The organism is Vibrio qingdaonensis, from assembly GCF_026191675.1.
GTDB classification, from domain to species: domain Bacteria; phylum Pseudomonadota; class Gammaproteobacteria; order Enterobacterales; family Vibrionaceae; genus Vibrio; species Vibrio qingdaonensis.
Genome location: NZ_JAKRRY010000003.1, coordinates 213,639 through 237,258, shown reverse-complemented (window position 1 = coordinate 237,258; position 23,620 = coordinate 213,639). Strand labels below are relative to the sequence as shown.

Annotated in this window: 16 protein-coding genes; 7 read left to right on the top strand and 9 right to left on the bottom strand. The window is 45.4% G+C overall.

What is annotated here, in order from left to right; genetic code table 11:
• The first annotated feature begins 98 nt into the window (after positions 1-98).
• Complete coding sequence (locus MD535_RS04615; protein ID WP_265673756.1) at positions 99-1,442, top strand: MATE family efflux transporter; 1,344 nt, start codon at positions 99-101, stop codon at positions 1,440-1,442.
• Between the two features lie 126 nt (positions 1,443-1,568).
• On the opposite strand, the gene MD535_RS04610 is transcribed toward MD535_RS04615, so the two are convergent.
• On the bottom strand, positions 1,569-4,685 hold the full coding sequence (locus tag MD535_RS04610; RefSeq protein ID WP_265673755.1) for a beta-galactosidase: 3,117 nt from the start codon (positions 4,683-4,685) through the stop codon (positions 1,569-1,571).
• Between the two features lie 181 nt (positions 4,686-4,866).
• Positions 4,867-5,796, bottom strand: coding sequence for a LysR family transcriptional regulator (locus MD535_RS04605; protein ID WP_265673754.1), 930 nt, complete (start codon positions 5,794-5,796; stop codon positions 4,867-4,869).
• 35 nt (positions 5,797-5,831) lie between these two features.
• Between MD535_RS04605 and chrA the strand changes: the two genes are divergently transcribed.
• From chrA to MD535_RS04590, 3 genes are all read left to right on the top strand, one after another.
• Positions 5,832-7,079: a chromate efflux transporter gene (chrA, locus tag MD535_RS04600; RefSeq protein WP_265673753.1), complete on the top strand. Its 1,248-nt coding sequence runs from the start codon at positions 5,832-5,834 to the stop codon at positions 7,077-7,079.
• A gap of 250 nt (positions 7,080-7,329) precedes the next feature.
• Positions 7,330-8,463 (top strand): HD-GYP domain-containing protein, encoded by a 1,134-nt coding sequence (locus MD535_RS04595; RefSeq protein ID WP_265673752.1) that lies wholly within the window; start codon positions 7,330-7,332, stop codon positions 8,461-8,463.
• A gap of 199 nt (positions 8,464-8,662) precedes the next feature.
• Positions 8,663-10,348, top strand: coding sequence for an AMP-binding protein (locus MD535_RS04590; protein WP_265673751.1), 1,686 nt, complete (start codon positions 8,663-8,665; stop codon positions 10,346-10,348).
• A gap of 69 nt (positions 10,349-10,417) precedes the next feature.
• Here MD535_RS04590 and MD535_RS04585 read toward each other — a convergent pair whose 3' ends face one another.
• Positions 10,418-10,636, bottom strand: a complete 219-nt coding sequence (locus tag MD535_RS04585; protein WP_265673750.1) for a DUF1127 domain-containing protein — start codon at positions 10,634-10,636, stop codon at positions 10,418-10,420.
• Between the two features lie 91 nt (positions 10,637-10,727).
• On the opposite strand from MD535_RS04585, the gene MD535_RS04580 reads away from it, so the two are divergent.
• Positions 10,728-11,678, top strand: a complete 951-nt coding sequence (locus MD535_RS04580) for a LysR substrate-binding domain-containing protein (RefSeq protein WP_265673749.1) — start codon at positions 10,728-10,730, stop codon at positions 11,676-11,678.
• Between the two features lie 71 nt (positions 11,679-11,749).
• Here the strand turns inward: MD535_RS04580 and fusA are convergent, their stop codons facing one another.
• Positions 11,750-13,837: an elongation factor G gene (gene fusA, locus MD535_RS04575; RefSeq protein WP_265673748.1), complete on the bottom strand. Its 2,088-nt coding sequence runs from the start codon at positions 13,835-13,837 to the stop codon at positions 11,750-11,752.
• 338 nt (positions 13,838-14,175) lie between these two features.
• A complete protein-coding gene (gene radA / locus MD535_RS04570) occupies positions 14,176-15,555 on the bottom strand; it encodes a DNA repair protein RadA (protein ID WP_265673747.1) in 1,380 nt (459 codons plus the stop codon).
• Positions 15,556-15,838: 283 nt separating this feature from the next.
• On the opposite strand from radA, the gene MD535_RS04565 reads away from it, so the two are divergent.
• Positions 15,839-18,184 (top strand): PilZ domain-containing protein, encoded by a 2,346-nt coding sequence (locus MD535_RS04565; RefSeq protein WP_265673746.1) that lies wholly within the window; start codon positions 15,839-15,841, stop codon positions 18,182-18,184.
• 140 nt (positions 18,185-18,324) lie between these two features.
• On the opposite strand, the gene serB is transcribed toward MD535_RS04565, so the two are convergent.
• Positions 18,325-19,293: a phosphoserine phosphatase gene (gene serB, locus MD535_RS04560; protein WP_265673745.1), complete on the bottom strand. Its 969-nt coding sequence runs from the start codon at positions 19,291-19,293 to the stop codon at positions 18,325-18,327.
• Positions 19,294-19,399: 106 nt separating this feature from the next.
• On the opposite strand from serB, the gene MD535_RS04555 reads away from it, so the two are divergent.
• Positions 19,400-20,002 (top strand): YtjB family periplasmic protein, encoded by a 603-nt coding sequence (locus tag MD535_RS04555; RefSeq protein ID WP_265673744.1) that lies wholly within the window; start codon positions 19,400-19,402, stop codon positions 20,000-20,002.
• Positions 20,003-20,057: 55 nt separating this feature from the next.
• Here MD535_RS04555 and deoD read toward each other — a convergent pair whose 3' ends face one another.
• The 3 genes from deoD to deoA form a co-directional block, all read right to left on the bottom strand.
• Entirely contained in the window at positions 20,058-20,777 is a 720-nt protein-coding gene (deoD, locus tag MD535_RS04550) for a purine-nucleoside phosphorylase (RefSeq protein ID WP_265673743.1), read from the bottom strand.
• Positions 20,778-20,971: 194 nt separating this feature from the next.
• The gene (locus tag MD535_RS04545) at positions 20,972-22,192 is read right to left on the bottom strand and encodes a phosphopentomutase (protein ID WP_265673742.1); all 1,221 of its coding nucleotides are present in this window, start codon (positions 22,190-22,192) and stop codon (positions 20,972-20,974) included.
• Positions 22,193-22,207: 15 nt separating this feature from the next.
• Positions 22,208-23,542 carry a thymidine phosphorylase gene (gene deoA / locus MD535_RS04540; protein WP_265673741.1) on the bottom strand — a complete coding sequence of 445 codons (1,335 nt, stop codon included), beginning with the start codon at positions 23,540-23,542 and terminating at the stop codon, positions 22,208-22,210.
• Positions 23,543-23,620: the final 78 nt, after the last annotated feature.

Here is a 23,620-nt window from a genome sequence, read left to right as displayed (position 1 = left end):
CAATTACGATCATTCGTCGGTAAAGTATTGCGTTTGGTTAATTAGCGAGTACACTTGCGTCCCCCCACTCTGGGTCACTCTGATTAGGCCTTAATCTCATGCCAAAAAACGCTTCAACGCTCAGCAAAAGAATGAATATTGTTGCCCTTACTTGGCCTATTTTCATAGAGGTTCTTTTACGCACCGCGCTCAATACCACCGACGTATTCATGCTCAGTGGTTACTCAGACGCAGCGGTATCCGCTGTCGGGGTTATCACACAAATCACCTTTTTCCTGATTGTTATTTCTATGATGGTGAGCAGCGGCACTGGCATACTCATCGCACAATACAATGGTGCTTCACGATTTTCAGATTCCGCGCAAGTGGCAGTAGCAAGCATTATTCTTGCCTGTGGTGTGGGTACTTTTTTAAGTCTTGCGTTGTTTTTCGGGGCAGAGCAGTTCATCACATTATTTGGCTTAGCCGATGATGTGGCGGCTTTTGGCTATGACTACCTTATTATTAGTGGCTCCATGACGTTTAACGTCACTATTGGTATTGTGCTCACCACCATACTTCGTAGTCACGGCTATTCTCGCTCACCGATGGTGATCAATCTCATTGCTGGTGTTATCAATATCGCCGGTAACTATTTGGCGCTATACCAACCCTTTGGGCTCCCCGTCTACGGTGTCAGTGGTGTTGCAACCGCGACGGTTGTCAGTCAAGTGATTGGTACGCTGTTGATGTGCCAAGTCGTACGTTCAAAAAATATCGACCTCCCTTTTACCCAATGGCGCACAATCCCTAGCGCCTTATTCAAAAAAATCATCAAAATCGGTACCATGAATGCTGGTGAGATTTTATCCTACAACCTCGCCCAAATGACGATTGTCTATTTTGTTGTGCAAATGGGGACGTCTTCATTGGCGGCTTACACGTATGCTCAAAACATCACACGGGTCTCGTTTGCGTTTGCGCTAGCTTTGGGTCAAGCTGGACAGATACAAACCAGTTACTTTATTGGCAAGGGATGGGCCGATGATATTCTCACGCGAATCCAAAAGTACTATCTCGTTGGACTGGCGGTTTCGACCAGTATCATTTTGGTGTTGTTTGTATTCCGCTACCCGTTGATTGATCTCTTTACCCAAGAAAGCGAGATCGTCGCCCTCGTCGCACTATTAATTGCCGGCTCAATTTTTGTCGAATCTGGTCGTGTCTCTAACCTCATTTTTATAGCTGCGTTAAAAGGTTCTGGCGACATTAAATTCCCCGTTCAAATGGGCATTTTAAGCATGTGGGGCGTTGCTGTGGTTTTTAGTTACCTGTTGGGCATCCACTGGGGATATGGCGTGATCGGTGCGTGGATCGCAATGGGGATGGATGAATGGGTAAGAGGCATTGTCATGATTCGTCGCTGGCGTTCCAAAGTCTGGGTTCGTTTTCAACTGTCCTAGTTACCTTTTCTCCTAGTTACCTTTTCTTCTAGTTACCAAGTTAACTGTTACGTGCCTCCGCTTATTGGGGGCACGTAAACCAGCACGCTGACTTCTTCAGAGCGTTCTAAACCTATCTTATTTGCATTAACCTTGCATACTCAGCCGCAACTGATATTGATACTGACGTTGCAATAGCTTAAATTCCTCATGGACACTTGGTGTCCATGAATCATCACCGCCCACTCCCATATGAAAGCCATCCAAACGGACAAAAACAACGCCACTGTCACGCAGCTCGTGGGTGTGTTTGGCAGCGCTTAACGCAGAGGTACTGTATCGGCTTACCGACAAGTGATGCTCACCCGTAATCTGGAGTGCGCCTATCTGGCTATGTTTAACATCTGTTCTTAGCCCGCAATCCGTAGGAAATATATAAGGAGTATGCATGTCGTCAATGGAAGCGTGGTATCGGCCCATGTGCGCCGCGAGCTTCCTGTCTGGATAGTTTTCAAAAGGCCCCCGTCCATACCAAGACACGCTCTCAAAAGATGGATATAACGCCAGCTCCATACCCACCCTAGGTAACGATGGAAGCCCCGGTGCGGCTTCAACCTGAACATCAATATGAACCTCACCATTTTGATAGATTTTATAGCACCAAAGCGTCTCAAAAACACAATGATGGTTAAACCGATAGGCTCGACGAGATTCAACTTGATAATAATGCGGACGAGCAAAATGCTCAAAGTCGATACATTCGACCTCTAGAGAAGGTAACCCAGCCGCATCCCAACGAGCGACCCATGAGTTAGGATCAACATGATTGGCTTCACTGGTACCAATATCATTATCCAATGGTGCGCGATAAAAGTTATCTTTTAATGGCTGGGCCAACTGTTCCACATCATCTACGCTCCAAGAGACTAGCTCTCCGGATGTAGAATCAAACACCATGACTTGTTCACTCGCATGTAACGTCACCTTATCGCCACTTATTGTTGTCGTCGCTACTCCGGAGCCATTAGCAGGCTTGTGCTTCAAACCAAACGCACTCGGTAATTCAATTTGCTGTGACGATAGAAGGTGATTCGCTTCCGACCATGGCGTCGAACACATTTTAACGATATCGATATTCAAGTGATAATCTCGCCCAATTTGCGCTACAGGTAATGCGTCCATCAACGACAATAGCGTCTCACCTTGCGGCGACACGTGTAATACTTGCGAACCTTGAGCGATCACATGGCCATCTTCGGTAATATTCCAATGCAGCGCTTCATCTTCCGTGGCTGTAAATAAGTACTCACTTTTTACTTTAACGCTAACTGGGTGTGTTGAAATTAACGTTATACAATGAAATTGTTGCGCTTTTTTTGCTTCATAAAGCGCAGGATGCGCACTCCTGTCGGGGAACACTAAACCATTAATACAGAACTGACGATCATTGATATGATCGCCAAAATCCCCGCCATAAGCCCAATAATGGACCCCGTTTTGATTCACTTTGCTCAGCCCTTGGTCAACCCAATCCCAAATAAAACCACCTTGCAGTCGTGGGTACTCTCGAAACGCATCCCAATACTTATCAAAACTGCCTAGGCTATTTCCCATCGCATGTGCATACTCACACAATATCAATGGGCGATCTTCACCTGGCATCGTTAGCCATTTTTTAATGCCAATTTTAGGCGTGACATTAGGATCGGCCGCAAGGCGTTGGTCACGGTCAACTCGTGCATACATCGGAGCAATGATATCCGTTGCCGCCGTATCCGATCCCCCGCCTTCATATTGCACTGGACGAGAAGGATCGCGCTGCTTAGTCCATTGATACATCGCGTGGTGGTTATTGCCAATACCCGATTCATTTCCTAACGACCATATGATGACAGAGGGGTGGTTCTTATCACGCTCAACAAGGCGAGTCATACGGCGCAAGTAGGCATTCACCCAAGTCACATCGTCTGACAAACGGCACATGGGGAATTGACCGTGGGTTTCGATATTCGCTTCGTCCACTAAATACAGGCCAAATTCATCGCAGAGCTCATACCAAAGAGGATCATTTGGGTAGTGAGCAGTACGCACCGCGTTAAAATTATTCTGTTTGAGCAATTTAATGTCTTCAATCATCGCATCTCGAGTCATGGTATGACCTAATTCTGGATGATGCTCATGGCGGTTCACTCCGCGTATGAGTAGCGCTTGACCATTCACTTTAAGCAGACCTGAAGTGATCTCCACACAACGAAAACCCACATTGTAAGCTTCGCAGTCGACAAACTTCCCTTCTTCGTCTTTTAGAACCACGACTAAACGATACAAATTCGGCGCTTCAGCACTCCACTTTAGAGGGCTGTCAATGTTGATACTATGCTCTGCTAACTCTTGCCACGCCCCTTTTTCATCAATAAGGCGTTGTGCAAATTTAGACACCTTTTTGCCAAAAACGCTCACACCCTGCCTATCGAATAACTCAGCCTCTACTGAATAAGAGCTGCACATTGCTCGCTCTTCTGGCGTGACACTGATGTGAGTTGACACCGTTAACAACGCGTCTCGATAGCACGCGTCCAACTCGGTATTAATCGCCACATCTGCAATAGCGATACGTGGCTTAGTCCGTAGTGTCACATTCCGAAAGATGCCACTCAACCACCACATATCTTGATCTTCGAGATAAGACCCATCAGACCAGCGCAACACCATCACCACAAGCTGATTATTACCCACCACTAACGCATCGGTAATATCAAATTCAGCGGCGAGACGGCTGTCTTGTGAATACCCAATCCAACGACCGTTTAGCCATAAGTGAAACGCCGAATTCACGCCATCAAATGTGAGTGTATGCCGCTGCTCCGTATCCAGACTCGTCATATCAAATACCACGCGATACACCCCTGTTGGATTGTCACTTGGCACTTTAGGGGGCGTGTCTGCAAACGGGTATTTCACATTGGTATAAATAGGTTTATCGAAGCCTTGAAGTTGCCAATTACTAGGAACGGAAATTCTTGCCCATGAGGCATCATCAAACGTAGTGCTAATCACCTCTTCCTCTACCAACTCTGGCTTTGCGAAGCACTTAAATTGCCATTCACCATTTAGGCTTCTTTCATTGGTGGATGAACGGTTTTGCAACGCGGCAGGCTCACTATGAAAAGCATGCAAAGGCGCGTGAGCATTAAGTACATTGTGGTGGGTAACGTGCTGGTTTTCCCACTCACGAGCGAACAAAATTTCAGAAAAAGATCTCATGGTACATTCTCGCCATACGGTAATTGGTAACGTTTACACTTGGACGTTACCACCGTTTGCTGACAAAAAAAGCACTAGAGGTTGGATTTAAGACAAGGTTAGCAACAAATTCATAACCTTGTGGAAGTGATCACTTTATTGCTTAACCTTATTAGGACGACGAGTGTTAGCCAACCCGTCATTACAGCGCAGTAATAATCGCGTCGTACAATGAATCCTTAAGCCACGACACTTTGTGATTCATATGTGAGTGGGTTTTCCATATTAACGAGATATCAAAGTCTGCCACAGGCACCGGAGGTGCGACGGCGGTTAACGCGCTTTGCATCAGGCTTATCTCCGCCATTTTCTTTGGCACGATGGCAAACATTTCTCTTCCATGAACCAATCGGCCTATCGTCAAAAAGTTTCGTGATACGGCGTTGACGGTGCGAGATTCACCGACCGCATCGAGATGTTTATCTACTGGGGAGTGAAAGTCGCCAGTAGGACTTACAAGGCAATGAGGTTTGGAAACAAATGTGGCGATATCTAATGTCTTCACCTGACAGACCGAAGCATCATAAATACAAACATGCTTTTCGGTATACAATTTTTGCGAGGAAAATGAGTCTTCGAGATCGGGAATACTGCCAATCATAATATCGAGACGTTGTTGCTCGCAGACCTTGGTGTAGTTATCTCGATTCACATTAATAAAGCGAAGTTTCGCTTTCGGGGCTTGAGACATGACGGCATCATAAATAATCGGAGCAAAAATAAATTCAGCGTAATCGGTGAGTCCTATTTTACACACCCCATCGTACTCGGACGGTTGAAAATCACGCTTAGGCATCACTTTAAATTCAAACAAATTCAATATCTGCTCGACAACCGGAAACAGTTCATAAGCGCGCTCAGTTGGAAGCATTTGATGCCCTTTCCTCTCAAATAACGGGTCATCACATAACACTCGTAATTTCGCTAAACTATGACTCATCGCAGACTGGCTGACATAACTTTGCGCTGCCGCTTCAGACACGCTCTGTGTTTGATAAAGGTGATAAAACACGACCAACAAATTGAGATCAATGCGTCTCCAGTCCACCTCCCCCAATCCTATTTCACTCATAGTACAAACCAAATTTATTAATTTGAGTCATTATAATGCTGACAGTACTATTTGTGCCAATGAAACTCCCATCTAAAGGTTCCGAAGTGACAGCACTATCAAAAGACTCTGCGCCGAATGAGTCATTATTTTCCATTTTCAAACTCTTTTTTGCGCTAGGTTGGGTCAGCTTTGGCGGACCAGCGGCTCATATTGGGTACTTCAGACAAACTTTTGTTGAAAAAATGCAATGGTTGTCGGATGAAGAATACGCGCAAATGGTGGCGCTCAGTCAATTTCTTCCCGGTCCTGGTTCAAGCCAAGTTGGCTTTGCCGTGGGTTACCAACGGGCAGGGTTAGGTGGCGGAATCATGGCATTTCTCGGCTTCACCCTTCCTTCGATTATTTTAATGATCGCGCTGGCTTTACTGAGCAGTCAGTTAACCGAGTCGAGTTACTTTCAAAGCCTGGTACACGGTCTAAAACTGCTCGCAGTCGTTGTGGTCGCCGATGCGGCTTGGGGAATGTATAAAAACTTCTGCCAACAAAAGCTCACGGTCGCACTCTGTATTTCAACAGCCGTTGCACTGTTGCTGTTCCAGAGTGTTATAACGCAAATTGTAATTTTGCTGGCTGCAGCGTTAATTGGGGTGCGCTACTTAGCAAATCCGGAATTACGTTCAACGCAATCATCGATAAAACTGTCTTACTTCCCAATAGGCCTCTTCTTCGCCTTATTGTTTGGTCTACCTCTGATGACTTGGTTGTCGCCGTCATTGCAGTTATTTTCAGATTTCTTCCAAGCAGGCAGTTTAGTGTTTGGTGGGGGGCATGTCGTCTTACCGTTGCTACAAAATATTGTCGGCGACCAAATTACTCAAGATGTGTTTCTTACTGGTTATGCGGCAGCGCAAGCCGTTCCAGGTCCTATGTTTACCTTTGCTACTTACATCGGCTATGCCTTATTGCCAAATGCACCTATATGGGGCGCGATTATCGCGACTCTAGGCGTATTTATACCGGGTTTCTTACTATTAGTTGGCGTATTAAAGCACTGGCAGCAATTAGCAAAAGTCCCTGCCATTTCAGGTGCGCTCAACGGTGTCAATGCCGCGGTTGTCGGCTTACTGATTGCCGCCCTGTATCAACCGGTATTTATCAGTGCTGTCATCGAACCTATTGATTTTGCTTGGGTGTTGGCGGGAGGCTTACTTCTAAAGCAGTTCAAACTGCCTATCGTATGGATGGTGGCTTTTTTCGCTATTGCTGGGCTTATTACCCCTTTTGTCCAAAACTTAATATAAATCAATAATTGATGCAGTTTTAATCAATTTTACTCGTCACACTTATCGGCAAGCCTTACACTCTTTTAAGGGGTTAGGTTTGCCGAATGCTCATGCCTTTCCACACTCTCTTCAAATCTATCCCTTCAACTTAACTGGTTCACTTTACTTCGCTCGCGAAAATACATTAGCGTTGATATACCCAAAGTCCATCCCAGACACCGACGCTAGCGAAACAGCCATTAACGTTGCTCACGCATAGGAGGCTAGTATGAGAAAGGAATATTTGGACAATGATAGGCGCTCCCATTCGCGTAGCTACTCTATCGGTCAAGAGCTAAAAACTACCCATCAAGCATTGCGTCAAGAGATACCAGAGCTCGCTAGAGTATCCATCGCGCTCTTTGACCCTGCTTATTCGGAGTTGAGAACGTTCGTGCATAGCACAATAGAAGGCTCACCATTAGTGCGTTATCGCGCTCCTATTTCACCGTCAACTTCATTGGGTAGATTAGTTTGTCAGCAAAAGAGTCGGGTGGAGAATGACATTGCTTCTAACATTACCGGAAACTCCCCCCATTCCACATGGCTACTTGAACAAGGCTATGCCGCATCACTCACACTGCCCATCTTGGACCAAAATCAATTTACTGGTTTACTGTTCTTCGACGTCAACAAACCGCAATTTTTTGACGCTTTAACCGTCGATGAACTCACCCTACGAACGCAAGAAATCACAGCTTTAGTCAATGAGCAAAGTACCTTAATACAAGCCGCTGAAGAAATGGCGCACTCGGTTCGCACTACATCGCTCGTTGGAGAGCGTGACAATATTGAGCATGCCTATCGCGTTGGGCAATATGCACACATCATCGCGGATCATATCGCGCCTCTCTATCAACTTGACGATGAAACCATCGATCATATTGTCCGATTTGCCTGCCTACACGATATTGGCAAGTATTCAACGTTAAGCTCCAAACAGTGCTCACTTTGGTTACAGGATTGGGATAACGCCACCTTAATCGCAGGTAGAGTGCAGCAAGGCGTCAACTTGATCAATCAACTCGCGCGTCAAGTGAGTGAACGACAATATGCTTGCACACATTTACTCGGCGATATCATTCGTTACCACCATGAATACTTAAATGGGACCGGTTATCCGTTTGGTCTTAAACACGCACAGATCCCGATTGCTGCGCGCATTGTGACTGTCGCCAATATTTTCGATGCGTTAACGAGCCATCGCCATTACAGTGAATCGTGGTCATTGACTCACGCACTGCTAGAGCTGGAAAAAATGGTGGCACAAGGACAGCTCGATGGTAATTGTGTTCACCCGTTGCGCTGTCATCAGAACAAAGTTAAAAACATTATGCTGACCAATGCTCACTTTGCTAGCTAAGACATAAACCGCTCACTCTTTATCGGGTGAGCTCACACAAAAGCTGAGTATTTACTCCAATTCTGTGCTCAGGGACACGAATTATCACAACTCGACACTTGCAGTAGTCGCACCATGAGGCTAACATTGTATTTGTTAACATTAACTTAACAATAAAATAACTATAAATTATCGTTCTACACGAAAACGGAGTTCAAGAATGATACTGCCTAACGAAAGCGCACACTCCAGCTGTACACTACCACCGCCCAATGAAATGATCCTAAAATGGGCACAAGAACGACCGAATGAGGTCTACCTTAAGCAAATCATTAATCGTGAATTTGTTGAATTTACCTACGCAGAAGTGGCGGATAAAGCACTACGACTTGTCTCGTCGCTTCGTGCACTCGGCATTCAGCCGGGCGACAAAGTGGCACTCATCTCTAAGAACTGTGCAGAGTGGTTTATCTGCGATCTTGCACTCATGCTTGGAGACTATGTCAGCGTCCCTGTTTTTCCGACTGCCGGGGCAGATACGATTGAATACTGTATCACGCACAGTGAAAGTAAAGCGTTGATCGCCGGTAAACTAGACGACGACGCCGCTACTGCTCAGGTTATCGCTCAATTACCTGATGTTGTCAGTATCGCTCTACCTTACGACAGTGCGCCTGCGTGCCAGTACACGTTTACCGACCTTATCGCTAAGCACGAGCCAAGTACTGAGCGCCCCGTCCATCATGACGATAAGCTCATGTCTCTCGTCTATACCTCGGGGACTTCAGGATTACCAAAAGGCGCCATGCTCACTTTTGGTGCTTTTAGTTGGTCGGTGCAAATGCTCATTGACCATATTGGCATAGAGGCGAATGACCGCTTGTTTTCTTACCTGCCGTTGGCACACATCACTGAGCGTGTGTATATTTTTGGATCATCTATCCAAGGCGGCGTAATGACAGCATTCCCAGAATCGCTCGATACCTTCATTGAAGACGTCAAAATGCAGCGGCCTACGTTGTTTATTTCTGTTCCTCGTTTATGGACCCTATTCCAACAGCGTATCCAAGATAAACTGCCGCAGAAGAAGTTAAATTTCTTACTGAAAATACCGTTTGTAAACTCGCTAATTAAGAAAAAATTAATCGACGGACTAGGACTGGATCAAGCCAGAGTTCTAGGCTGTGGTTCTGCACCGGTTTCTCCTGCGCTATTGGAGTGGTATCACAAAGTCGGACTTAATATTACCGAAGCATGGGGCATGACTGAAACCTTTGCCTACAGTACGATCAACCACCCGTTTAAAGCGGATAAGATCGGAACCGTTGGCAATGCAGGTCCGGGAATAGAGCTAAAAATCGCGGCCGATGATGAAATTATGGTTCGAAGTAAGGGCTTATTCTCTGGGTACTACAAAAATGACATTGCAACACAAGAGTGTTTTGATAGCGAAGGATGGCTACATACTGGCGACGTAGGAGCCATTGATACCGAAGGCTACCTCAGCATCCAAGGACGTAAAAAGGATAACTTCAAAACAGCCAAAGGCAAGTTTGTTGCTCCTGTCCCCATAGAGAAAAAGCTTTTCGAATATAGCCGCGTAGAAATGATGTGCTTGATTGGCTTAGGGCTACCCGGTCCCATTTTATTAGTGGTGCCACATGATTTCCCTAACTTCGACAAAAAACGCTATGCACGTACTGCTGAGCGCGTTGTTAAGCGAATGAACAAAGAACTCGAGTCACACGAACAGATAAAAGGCGTGTTGATGATCAAAGACCCGTGGAGTATCGAAAACGGTATTTTGACGCCAACCTTAAAGATTAAGCGCCACCTACTTGAGCAGAAGTACCACGAGACGGGTCATAACTGGCCGAAAGACCAATTGGTCGTCTGGGAAGAGTAAAGGTTTACTCTTCACATCTTCCCCTTGAAAAGAGGCGCTCACCGCGCCTCTTTTTCGCCATCCAGCTTATCATTGCCAAAATAATCTTCGAGATTCTACTTCAGCCTCATTCTGAGTTAGGCCAATATCCCTTAACATATGATCCGACATTCCGTGAAGAGAACGTCTTGTGACGTAGTTTCGATGCCACACTGTCAGTATGAGTAAGAATTTCTTACTCAACATCGCCAGTTGACTGTGCATACCATCATCAATTTGTATACCTTCTAGTGCATTTAGGTTTTTCATCGCATATTCCCTCTCGCTTTTGGTTAATATTCGTGCAAATATTAACCAGTGACAAACGATGATAACTTCCATTGAGTTAAGGAAAACTTAAGTGAAAGAGCGACTTCCTCCCTTACAAGGGCTGTACTACTTTTATATGGCAGTAGAGAAAGGCAGCTTTAAAGATGCGGCTAAAGCGCTATTCGTTTCAGCGGCCGCAGTCAGTCAACAAATCCGTCTACTGGAACAAATCCTAGGGACACCGTTGTTTCATCGCGAACATAGGAAGGTCCGATTAACACTGGAAGGCGAGTTGTTATTTAGCCATACGCAGAAAGGGATGATGCATCTTCAGCAAGGTGTTCGACTGATTAATCAAGATCCCAATCCTAATCGGTTATCCATCTCAACACTGCCCTCTTTCGCCCAGCATTGGCTCGTACCTAGGTTACAAGGCTTTCGGGAAGTGCATCCCAACATGGCGATCTTGTTAGAGCCTACTAATCAACTGGTTAAATTTGAAGATTCATCCGTTGATATCAGTATTCGCTATGGAGAAGGGAGCTACCCCAACATTCGCAGTGAGCATTTAATGGACGATATTATTTATCCGGTTTGTCACCCTATCTACCAAGAAAAGCACGGTATCTACACCGTCGATGACTTATCTCACGCAAACCTCATCGAGGATACATGGCCGGATATGGATTGGAATCTGTGGTTAAATCGGATTGGCGGAAAGTTAGGAAAACCAACGTTACAATATAACGGCTCTCATTTTGTCTTAGAAGGGGCATTAGCGGTACAAGGTGTCGCGCTAATTAAACACAGCTTAGCGTATCGATATATTCAGGAAGGCACCTTAGTTCGCATAGGTGATCGAGCGCTCAGACCGAAATTCTCTTATTACTTATGTGCACCAGACAGTTACTTTAACCGTAAAAAAATCGCCCTGTTTAGTGACTGGATTCGCGAACAAGTGCGTGAGTTTCAATCTCACTCTAATGACGATCTAGAGATAATAGAAACCGACTATACCCTTATATGGAACCAAATAAAGTGAAGGGAAGTTTCTTGTGAATCAATAACAAAAAACCCGCCATAAGGCGGGTTTTTTAAAGATTAATCAAACAATTACTTGTTTGCTTTCTCTTCTTTAACTTTAGCAATAACTTCTTCTGCAACGTTCATTGGACACGGTGCATAGTGAGCGAATTCCATAGAGAATTGGCCACGACCAGAAGTGATTGTACGTAGGTGACCGATGTAGCCGAACATCTCAGAAAGAGGTACGTCAGCTTTAATACGAACACCAGTAGCGCCAGCTTGTTGGTCTTTGATCATACCACGACGACGGTTAAGGTCACCGATAACGTCACCTACGTGATCGTCTGGAGTGAACACGTCAACGTTCATGATAGGCTCAAGAAGTTGTGCGCCTGCTTTAGGCATAGACTGACGGAATGCGCCTTTCGCTGCGATTTCAAATGCGATTGCAGATGAGTCAACTGCGTGGAAGCCACCGTCGAATAGCTCAACTTCAACGTCTAGCGTTGGGAAGCCAGCAAGAACACCGTTGTCCATCATTCCAGCAAAGCCTTTTTCAACTGCAGGCCAGAATTCTTTAGGAACGTTACCACCAACAACTGTTGATTTGAACGTGAAACCAGAACCAGCTTCGCCAGGCTTGATACGGTAATCGATCTTACCGAATTGACCAGAACCACCAGACTGTTTCTTGTGCGTGTAGCTATCTTCAATTGCTTGAGTGATAGTTTCACGGTAAGCAACTTGAGGAGCACCAACAGTTAGGTCAACACCGTAAGTACGCTTAAGGATGTCAACTTTAATGTCTAGGTGAAGCTCACCCATACCTTTAAGGATGGTTTCGCCAGTTTCTTCGTCAGTTTCAACTTGGAAAGATGGATCTTCTGCAACCATTTTACCGATCGCGATACCCATTTTCTCAGAACCGCCTTTATCTTTTGGAGATACAGCGATTGAGATTACTGGTGTTGGGAAGATCATTGGCTCAAGCGTACACTCGTGCTTAGGATCACATAGAGTGTGACCAGTTTGAACGTTCTTCATACCAACTACAGCGATAATGTCACCCGCTTGAGCTGAAGTAAGTTCGTTACGCTCATCTGCTTGCATCTCAACCATACGGCCGATACGCTCTGTTTTACCAGTTGCAGCGTTAAGGATAGTGTCACCCTTGTTCAGTTTACCTGAGTAAATACGGATAAACGTTAGAGCACCGAAACGGTCGTCCATGATTTTGAACGCTAGCGCACGTAGTGGCTCATCAGCAGATACTGTCGCAACTTCACCAGTTGGTTCGCCAGTTTCTTTGTCTGTTAGTGGTTGAGGATCTACTTCTGTTGGAGCAGGTAGGTAATCAACTACAGCATCAAGAACGATCTGAACACCCTTGTTCTTAAATGCAGAACCACAGAATGTTGGGAAGAACGCTAGGTCACGAGTACCTTTACGGATACAACGCTTGATGTCTTCGATTGAAGGCTCTTCACCTTCCATGTACGCTTCCATTAGGTCGTCGTCTTGCTCTACAGCAGTCTCGATCAACTCTTCACGGTACGCTTCAACGTCATCAACCATGTCCGCAGGAACATCTAGGATTTCGTAGTTTTCTGGAAGACCTGTGTCATCCCAAACGTATGCTTTACGGCTTAGAAGGTCTACAACACCAACGAAGTCATCTTCGCGGCCGATAGGTAGAACCATAACTAGTGGGTTAGCACCTAGAACGTTTTTAACTTGGTCAACAACGTTAAAGAAGTCAGCACCCATACGGTCTAGTTTGTTAACGAAGATCAGACGAGATACTTCTGATTCGTTCGCGTAACGCCAGTTAGTTTCTGATTGAGGCTCAACACCACCAGAACCACAGAATACACCGATACCGCCATCAAGTACTTTAAGTGAACGATATACTTCAACTGTAAAGTCAACGTGTCCAGGAGTATCGATAACGTTCAAACGGTGATCGTTCCAAAAACAGCTAACTGCCGCTGACTGGATAGTAATTCCGCGCTCAGCTTCCTGTTCCATGAAGTCGGTAGTTGATTCACCATCATGAACTTCACCAGTCTTATGGATTTGGCCAGTCAGTTTAAGAATACGCTCAGTTGTAGTGGTTTTACCCGCATCAACGTGCGCGAAAATACCAATATTTCTGTATTTTGATAAATCAGTCATCGTTTTACTCTGTTAATAGGATATAAAATGCGCGCAGAGTATATCACAATCTGTCAAGACGGATACCATTGCGTGCACTTGCATTAAAAAAAAGTTATACCCTTAAGCATCGACTATGACGCAACTCCATCTAAATTAAGATGAAAGCCTGCCCCAGTAAGCCTATTACTACAGAGTACCTTACGTAAGTTCGCAGTTAATTTTAGCTGCTCTTTGTGATTTTTCGATGTCGTTTCTAAAAATCACAGACTTTGTGGGCGCTATTCTACCTAAAATTTCAGAAAAGCCACTATTAAAAGTGCATTTAACGCACCACTCGTCGTTTATTTCATACAAAGCTAAAGTTCATCAAAGGCCGATAGAGCTTCTGACAACTTTTTAACGCCATGTATTTGCATCCCTTCTATGCCACCTTTTGGCATATTGGCTGCTGGAACAATCGCGCGTTTAAAGCCGTGTTTAAACGCCTCCATCAAACGTTCTTGACCACTTGGAACCGGGCGAATTTCTCCCGCGAGCCCTACCTCACCAAACACCACCACGTCTTTTGGCAGCGGTCTGTCTTTAAAGCTGGACAACAGCGCCATGACTAGAGCTAAATCGGCGCTGGTTTCTGTGACCTTAACGCCACCCACAACATTAACAAAGACATCTTGGTCTGCCATTTGTAAACCGCCGTGTTTATGTAGTACCGCCAACAATAACGAGAGTCTATTTTGATCCAAACCAACGGAAACTCGTCTTGGGTTAGCAAGCTGGCTGTAATCCACCAAGGCTTGAATTTCAACCAGTAACGGGCGCGTACCTTCCCATACCACCATGACTGAACTGCCAGACGTTTCTTCTTCCCCACGTGATAAGAAAATCGCCGATGGATTACTGACTTCTTTTAGCCCTTGCTCTGTCATGGCAAACACACCCAGCTCATTTACTGCGCCAAAACGGTTTTTATGACTACGTAAGGTCCTAAAGCGACTATCCGTTCCGCCATCCAGTAAAACCGAGCAATCGATAATATGTTCAAGAACCTTAGGACCGGCTAAAATACCGTCTTTAGTAACGTGACCCACCATAAAGATCGCGACATTATTTTGCTTGGCATAACGCGTTAACGCGGTGGCTGATTCACGAACCTGCGCCACACTACCCGGTGAAGACTGAACATCTGATACGTGCATGACTTGAATCGAGTCAATCACCATCAACTTCGGCTGTTCTTTTTCTGCGACTTGGCAAATACGGTCAACATTGGTTTCAGAAAGCATCTTTAGATGATCTTTTGGCAAGCCAAGTCTGGAGGCACGCATGGCCACTTGTTGTAGCGATTCTTCGCCGGTAACGTACAGCGTTGGCATTTGCGATGATAGGCGACACATTGCTTGTAATAGTAACGTCGACTTACCCGCCCCAGGGTTACCACCAATAAGAATGGCCGCACCTGGCACAACACCGCCACCAAGCACGCGGTCGAGCTCTTTAAAACTACTCGAAAATCGTGGTACTTCTTGCAGGTCAATTTCAGATAAGGTCTGAACACTGGCTTCCGCCGTTCCACCTGCGTAACCTGCTAGGCGCTCGTTACGTGCCACTTGAGGCGATGCAGCTAGGCGAACTTCAGAAATGGTATTCCACGCTCCACATGCATTACATTGCCCTTGCCAACGAGGAAAGTCTGCGCCGCAATCATTACACACGTAAGCTCTTTTCGCTTTTGCCATACTTATTCACTACCTCATTGACAGAAAAAACAATAATAATGCAATCGCTTGCACTTACCGCCCCGCAAGGGCGTTGTTTTTTTGTTCTTTCCGTTATTATTTTCGTTCCGACAAGCAATAATTATTGCCAAGACGAGAGAATCCACGAAAAATATTCAATTAAAATGCTGTAAAATCATCAGCAGATATCGCTAAGGATTGCGGTACACTAGCCGATAAAATTTATTGCGCTGTTATATCGATGATGGCATCGCCATCAAACAGGGACACTTTAACAAAACTCATGCAGCAATCAGAAATACTTTCTCTCGCAGAACGCCTAATACCGGTTTATCACGCCGAAGATTTTGACTTTGTTCTCAAACAAATCACTGAAGGCGAGACGCCATCAGCGAAACTGCTCGTTAAAATGGAGCTCAATAGACTCATGGCGCCTTGCCATAAGCGTATTGACCTTCGTGGGCGCGTCTCTTCACATTGCCATGAATATCAATTTGATGGGCTCACTCACTGGCTCGATGACAGAGCGTTTAATCTGTACCATAAACTGACTCGTAAGTTTGGTGGTTACACTGAAGGTGTATGGGAAGCCCTCGTTAACAAGCAAACCATTAGTACTATTGGCAGCGAACAAAAATTAAAGCACGAAGGTGAGCTGACCGATCCAGACAGCCCTTACGCGGCCGAAGCGATTAATTTAGGGTACGATCTGAAACGCAAAGAGAACCGCCTTAGACTTGAGTCTCAAGTCTCTATTGAGCTCGAAAATGGTGAACAGGTACATGGCCTAAGCGTTGATCTATCAAACTCGGGCGCCAAATTTAAAGTACCGGGTACTTTTGATTATGATCTTGGGCAAATAATAAAGGTCCGCTTTGAGGAGCTAGCCAAAGGAAGCAATGTCAAAGACATCGACTTACCAATTGAATACCGTGTTCTTGGTGTTGATGGCATTCACGGCGTCTCTCCAGTGAAGTACCTGCGCACTTTAAGGCTAACACGTACCAATGCCGTTGAGCAGGTCGTGGAAAAAACGTTAAATACCGAATCCAAAAAAATTCGTCATGATAATCAAGACCGAATTACTCGTGCCCGCACGCGAGGCTACGAGCACACTTACCTAAAACATGCTTGTAATCTGCCGCTATTTTTCAGCGGTAATGAGCTAAAAGTCTCTCTGCTTACCGAGAATAACAAGGATATATGGAATTATTGGCACGATGAGCGCCACCAGCAAGCTCTAGGCTCGTTGTTCTCACCTGAGCGAATGGAGCTTCTGATCAAAACAGGGATCAAAGGCTGTAGCAACGTTCTCTATACCTTTACCCATGATCACAATGGTATGACGTTGTTTTATTCCATGATGATGCCTGAAGCAAATCGAGAAGAACGGCAACTTTTCTGGCATGTCGGTGCCAAGCGAGCGAGCTGGAAAGCATTCCGTCTCTCTGTTTTTGAGTTATCAGAAACCGATGTCACGTCCATATCTAAACACTACAGTGCTTTGGTTGCTAAACCAGAGAAACTCACCCATTTCGGCATTTTGCAGGAAATCAGCGACCAAACGTCGGCAAGTGATTATTTATTTACTGAAAAGCCGCGCATTGCGGCGAGCGGTTTGAACCGCTTCAGACACCCACGAAAAATCATCGGTCAACCGCGTGGTCTTTATTTTGATGCTGAGTCAAGACGAAAAGAACCACGATACGAGTTTCGTACGCCCGTCGCTATTATGAACGAAAATAACGAAATCGTTGAAGGCGTCACTCTCGACATTTCAAAACGTGGCGCCAGTATTCAGCTTCGTAGTGCTGCTGCACTTAGCTCAGGAATGAGGGTTTCCGTCGCATTTAAAGAATTACAGCTGTACAACAAAAACCTCCCTCTTAATCATGTTCCCTACCATGTTGTACGCATGTCTGAGGATAAAAAAACGGCATTTCTTGCCATTGCTGAGTCTGGTAAAACCATCAAGATCATCGCATTTTTCAATGGTATGATTGAAAATAATCGCGACAAGCTTCTTATCAAAACTGAAATTCTACCAAGCCCGGACCTGCTTGAGTCGTTACATAATGTACTACTTGGAAAAATGGTCAGTACGCCAATCTACATCGACAAACGAGGCACCTCGGTTAAGAGTCGAGTTGTCGGTGTCAATTTCCCACTACCTGGTTACCTGCAATTTTTCGAGCGCATTGGTCATCAGCAAAAATTAGCACTAGAGCCAATTTTTAAAGGACGCAGCAATAGTATGATTGCCGAGCCAATGAAACGCAGACCGGGTTCTAAAATCGTTTACCATGAATTGTATATTGGTGTGCTGAAACTCGGTGACCGAATTCAATCGATACACACACGACTTCGTGAAGACTTTGACTCAACACAAAAGCGGATAAGGTTCATTAAAGACGCCTTAACAATGGGTGAACTGTACATACTGAGAGTATCTTCAGGCCCTGTATTCGATGCACTGACTACCCTGATGAAAAAAGACATCAACGAACTATTAACCCTTAGCCTGAGTCATGCGAGAAATTTGGAAAATGAAATGACGGCAATCTGTGGCTACTGTGAGGTCATTGACATTACTGAAGAAGTGCTCATTCGCTTGGAGCTCAATAGCTGATCAAGCCACCTTGCCTCCGATCTTGCTCGACACAAAAAAGGGGGATTGCAAACTAGCAACCCCCCTTTTTTTCAAAGGTATTAACACCTTATACGTCACACCTGCAAGCTCTATTAATAAATCAAATTACCTAATGAGTATTACCAATTCACTCTTTTTTGCTTAGCAAGTAGCCCTGATAATATACATACCACGCCACCGAGTCCGGCAAACTTAATTGCCACCTGCGCTTTTTCTTCGACTTTTGGTTTTGCATGATAGGCAATGCCCAAACCAGCCGCGTGCATCATCACTAAATCATTAGCACCATCACCCACAGCAATCGTGTTGTGCGGTTCAATATCATACTCTTCGGCCAGAGATTGCAATATATCCGCTTTCTTTTCTGCATCAACTACTTCACCAATTACGGCGCCAGTCAGTTTACCATCAACAATTTCTAGGGTATTAGATTGAGCATAATCGAGAGACAATTCTTGTTTTAAGTAGTCCGAGAAGTAGGTAAAACCACCGGATGCAATCGCTGTTTTCCAGCCACGAGATTGCAGTGTTTTAATCATCTCTCTTAGCTCTGGCATCATGGGTAACTCGGCACGAACGGCGCTGAGTATTGACTCATCGGCACCTTTCAGCGTCCCTACTCGTTGACGTAAACTTTGTTCAAAATCCAGCTCGCCTTGCATCGCACGTTCTGTCACTTCCGCCACTTGCTTGCCAACACCGGCTAACTTAGCGATCTCATCAATGCATTCAATCTGAATCGCGGTTGAGTCCATATCAAGGACGATTACGCCCGGTTTATTGAGGTCTGGCACGTCACACAAGGCCGAACAATCGACCTGCAATTCTGCCAATATTTTCTGATGCTCAGACGTTAACGTTCCGGCCATTAACGCCACTTCATACGGACCCACTTGCCAAGCCTCAAGAATACGACTCGATTGCCCGACATAAAAATCCATGTCATTAAACATACTGACAGAAAGGTAAGGAGCATACACTATCCAAGAGGCTTTGCTCTTTTCTAGCTGATGTGAAAGTAGGGTTTCCGGAAAGCGCTCCTTTAAGGGAATACGCTTTGAAATCACTAAAGGCTTTACCGCGTCCATGTCTTGTCCTTCATAAGAAAATTACTACGACGGTAACCTATTGCAATTTACTTGTGCAAGTCTCAATATAAACCAATCAGTAATTTCTTAGACCTTTTGTAAGATTATGGACGGTTCACTGTTTTCATTTCGCAACTTTTTACGCATTGTCGCTCTAGGACTCATTGGTGCGATGGTATTTTTTATCGCTACGAATAGCTTTGTTATCAGTAAAGGTAACGAAAGAATTCAAAGTAATCAGCTAGAAGTGCTAAGTAAAATATTAATCTCCCAAGCCTCCCTATCTGCTCGACAGATGCTGATCGATCAAGACCAAGAGCGCCTAGGGGCGTTGACCAACCAGTTAGCAACTGAAAGACTGGTGCTGGACGCAACAGTGTACAACGCTGAAGGGGTGAAAGTAGCCGCCAGTACCGATGCCAAATCAGCCAGAGAGGTGCTTGGACTCGATACACCACTCGCGACGGCCAGTATAGGGCGTCAGCAACTGATAGAGCCGATCATAAATGACAATAGCATTATCGGCTTCGTACGTATTACGTTTGAGACCGGAAAAGTCACCGCGATCTCGGATCACCACTACCGAAAAAGTGATCGTTACATGTACATGATGATACTGATGAGCTTTATTTCCGGTGTGCTACTCCTTGTCATTCTGCGTCGCCCAGGAAAGAATAAGGGTGAGAACTTACTGTTAAAACAACCTTAAATAAACGCCATAAAAAAACCTCGCCAAAGCGAGGTTTTTTTATGACAAGTACCGATTACTCTTCGTCGCCCAGTAGCACTGAGTCCAACGCAATCTCCATCATTTCATTGAACGTTGTCGCGCGTTCATCTGATGTGGTTTGTTCACCGGTTTTGATATGATCCGAAACCGTACAGATCGCCAATGCTTTAGCGCCATACTCTGCCGCAACGCCGTAAATACCCGCCGCTTCCATTTCAACACCAACAATACCGTACTTATCCATTACATCAAACATGTCTGGATCGGGGGTATAAAACAGTTCAGCAGAAAATAAGTTGCCTACTTTCACGTTGATGCCACGTGCTTTGGCCGCTTCTTCTGCATTTCTCACCATTTTGTAGTCCGCAATCGCCGCAAAATCATGGTTTTTAAAACGAATGCGGTTCACTTTCGAATCCGTACATGCGCCCATGCCAATCACGACATCACGAACTTTAATGTCTTCGTTTACAGCACCACAACTGCCTACACGAATAATCTTCTTAACACCGAAGTCTTTAATCAGTTCCGTTACATAAATAGAGCATGATGGGATACCCATACCATGTCCCATTACAGAGATGCGGCGACCTTTGTAAGTCCCTGTGTAACCGTACATACTGCGTACGTCACACACCTGTACCGCGTCATCCAAAAACGTGTCTGCGATGTACTTTGCGCGGAGAGGGTCACCCGGCATTAATACAACGTCAGCAAAATCACCCATTTCCGCATTAATGTGAGGAGTGGCCATTATGTTTTCCTTTTCGGTAAAGAACGGTTCTAACCTCAAGGGTTTGAGGAATCTCGGTTAATTTACAACCTAACACCGTTAAATTTATTAAATAATTAAAACGCTTCGACGTTTATATTCTAGGAACTAGGAACTAGGAACTAGGAACTAGGAACTAGGAACTAGGAACTAAATCCTAGCCCCTAAAAGCTGTTCTACAAAAAGCTCTTTCCGTAATCCATTGGAGACGTACCAAAGTAGCTAGCAAGACTCTGACCAATATCAGCAAAGCTGTCACGAAGCCCTAAAGAGCCGGCTGGTATATTGTGTCCATAAACAATGACAGGGATGTGCTCACGCGTGTGATCAGTGCCTGGCCATGTAGGATCACAACCGTGGTCCGCAGTTAGAATCAATACATCGTCTTCTTCCATTAACTCAATCACTTCATGGATACGAGAATCAAAATACTCTAACGCCGCCGCATAACCGGCTACGTCACGACGGTGACCATACGCCGAGTCAAAATCGACAAAGTTAGTGAAAACAATCGTGTTATCGCCAGCTTCTTTAATTTGCTCTTTGGTTGCTTCAAACAACGCAGGGATGCCCGTCGCTTTCACTTTTTTGGTGATGCCACAGTTGGCGTAAATATCGGCAATCTTACCAATAGACACGACCTGACCCTGTTTCTCTTCCACTAACTTAGTCAGTACCGTTGGCGCTGGTGGTTCGACCGATAGATCTCGGCGGTTACCTGTACGCTCAAACTGACCTTTACCAGGACCAATAAATGGACGAGCGATAACACGGCCAATGTTGTAATCTTCTAGTTCTTCACGAGCGATCTGGCAAAGCTCTAGCAAGCGATCTAGTCCAAATGTTTCTTCATGACAAGCGATCTGGAATACCGAGTCAGCCGATGTGTAAAAGATAGGCTGTCCCGTTTTCATGTGCTCTTCACCAAGATCATCAAGAACTTGAGTCCCTGATGCGTGGCAGTTACCTAAGAAACTATCCAGACCTGCACGCTTAAGAATGCGATCGGTCAGCGCTTTCGGGAAGGCGTTCTCTTTATCAGTGAAATAGCCCCACTCAAACAATACAGGCACACCGGCAATTTCCCAGTGACCCGACGGCGTGTCTTTACCTGATGAAAGCTCTGCAGCGTGTCCATAAGCACCAATGATTTCTACGTCATCATGCATACCCTGAGCGAGTGCACCTGTTGACTCTTTATGCGCCATGGCTAAGCCTAGCTTGGAAAGATTTGGTAGTGTTAATTCACCGCTACGCTGGTCATTATCAGCAAGACCTTTCGCACAATGTTCAGCGATATGCCCCATGGTATCAGAGCCAACGTCACCAAACTTTTCAGCGTCGCCCGCAGCACCAATACCAAATGAATCTAATACTAAAATAAATGCTCGTTTCATAATTTCTCTCCCACCCTATGCCAAGTCTTCCGCACGAATATGACGGTACACACATGGGGTTTCTGTATAGGGTTGTTCACCGACCGTTACCGCCGCTTTTAGCGCGCTTGCCGCCTCATGCCATTGCGCTTCATTACGCGCATGGATAACTGCTAGCGGCTTTTCTAGGCTCGCCGTCTCACCAAGTCTAATAAATTGGTCAAAACCGACCGCGTAATCAATCTTGTCAGTCGCAACACGACGACCACCGCCCATTCCAACAACTGCCATACCAATAGCTCGAGTATCCATCGCCGATACTGTGCCTTCAATATCGGCATAAACTGGCTTAATAATGTCGGCCTTATCTAGGTACTTATCGTAGTTTTCCACGAAATCTACTGGGCCACCTAAACCTGACACCATTGTGCCAAAACACTGGGCCGCTTTTCCGTTGTTCAATACTTCATTTAGCATCGTGTCTGCTTGCTCTGTATCGCCTGCAAGTTTCGCCAACACGAGCATTTCACTACAAAGCGCCATCGTCACTTCGTACAGTCGTGGATTACGGTATTCGCCCGTTAAGAACTGTACCGCTTCACGTACTTCTACGGCATTACCAGCAGATGATGCCAGTACTTGGTTCATATCAGTAAGAATAGCAGTTGTCTTTGTACCTGCGCCGTTTGCAACCGCAACGATTGAATTCGCTAACTCTTCAGACGCCTCATAAGTGGGCATAAACGCCCCAGAACCTACTTTGACATCCATAACCAGCGACTCAAGACCAGCCGCCAATTTCTTAGATAGAATAGACGCGGTAATCAAAGAAATATTGTCAACGGTTGCGGTGATATCACGCGTGGCATAGACACGCTTATCAGCAGGTGCTAAATCACCCGTTTGCCCGATAATCGCAACGCCCGCGTCCTTAGTCACTTGACCAAAGACGTCGTTTGTCGGTGTAATATCATAGCCAGGAATAGACTCAAGTTTATCAAGTGTCCCCCCTGTATGACCTAAACCACGTCCAGAGATCATCGGAACGAAGCCACCGCAAGCCGCAATCATAGGGCCAAGCATTAAAGAAGTGACATCGCCGACACCGCCGGTCGAGTGTTTATCAACAATTGGGCCACCAAAGTTCATATGGCCCCAATCGATAACCATGCCAGAGTCACGCATTGCACACGTCAGCGCAATACGTTCTGGCATAGTCATTTCATTAAAAAAGATCGTCATGGCGAAAGCTGCAATTTGGCCTTCTGATACAGTGTCATTCGCAACACCTTGAATGAAGAAGTTAATTTCTTCCGCGCTCAGTACTTGGCCATCGCGTTTTTTACGAATAATTTCTTGTGGTAAATACATTAGTGCCTCCCCAGTCTAAGCTTGGGTTATAGGGTATAGAGGAAATGGTGGTGACAAGGGTTCGTCACCACCTAAAAG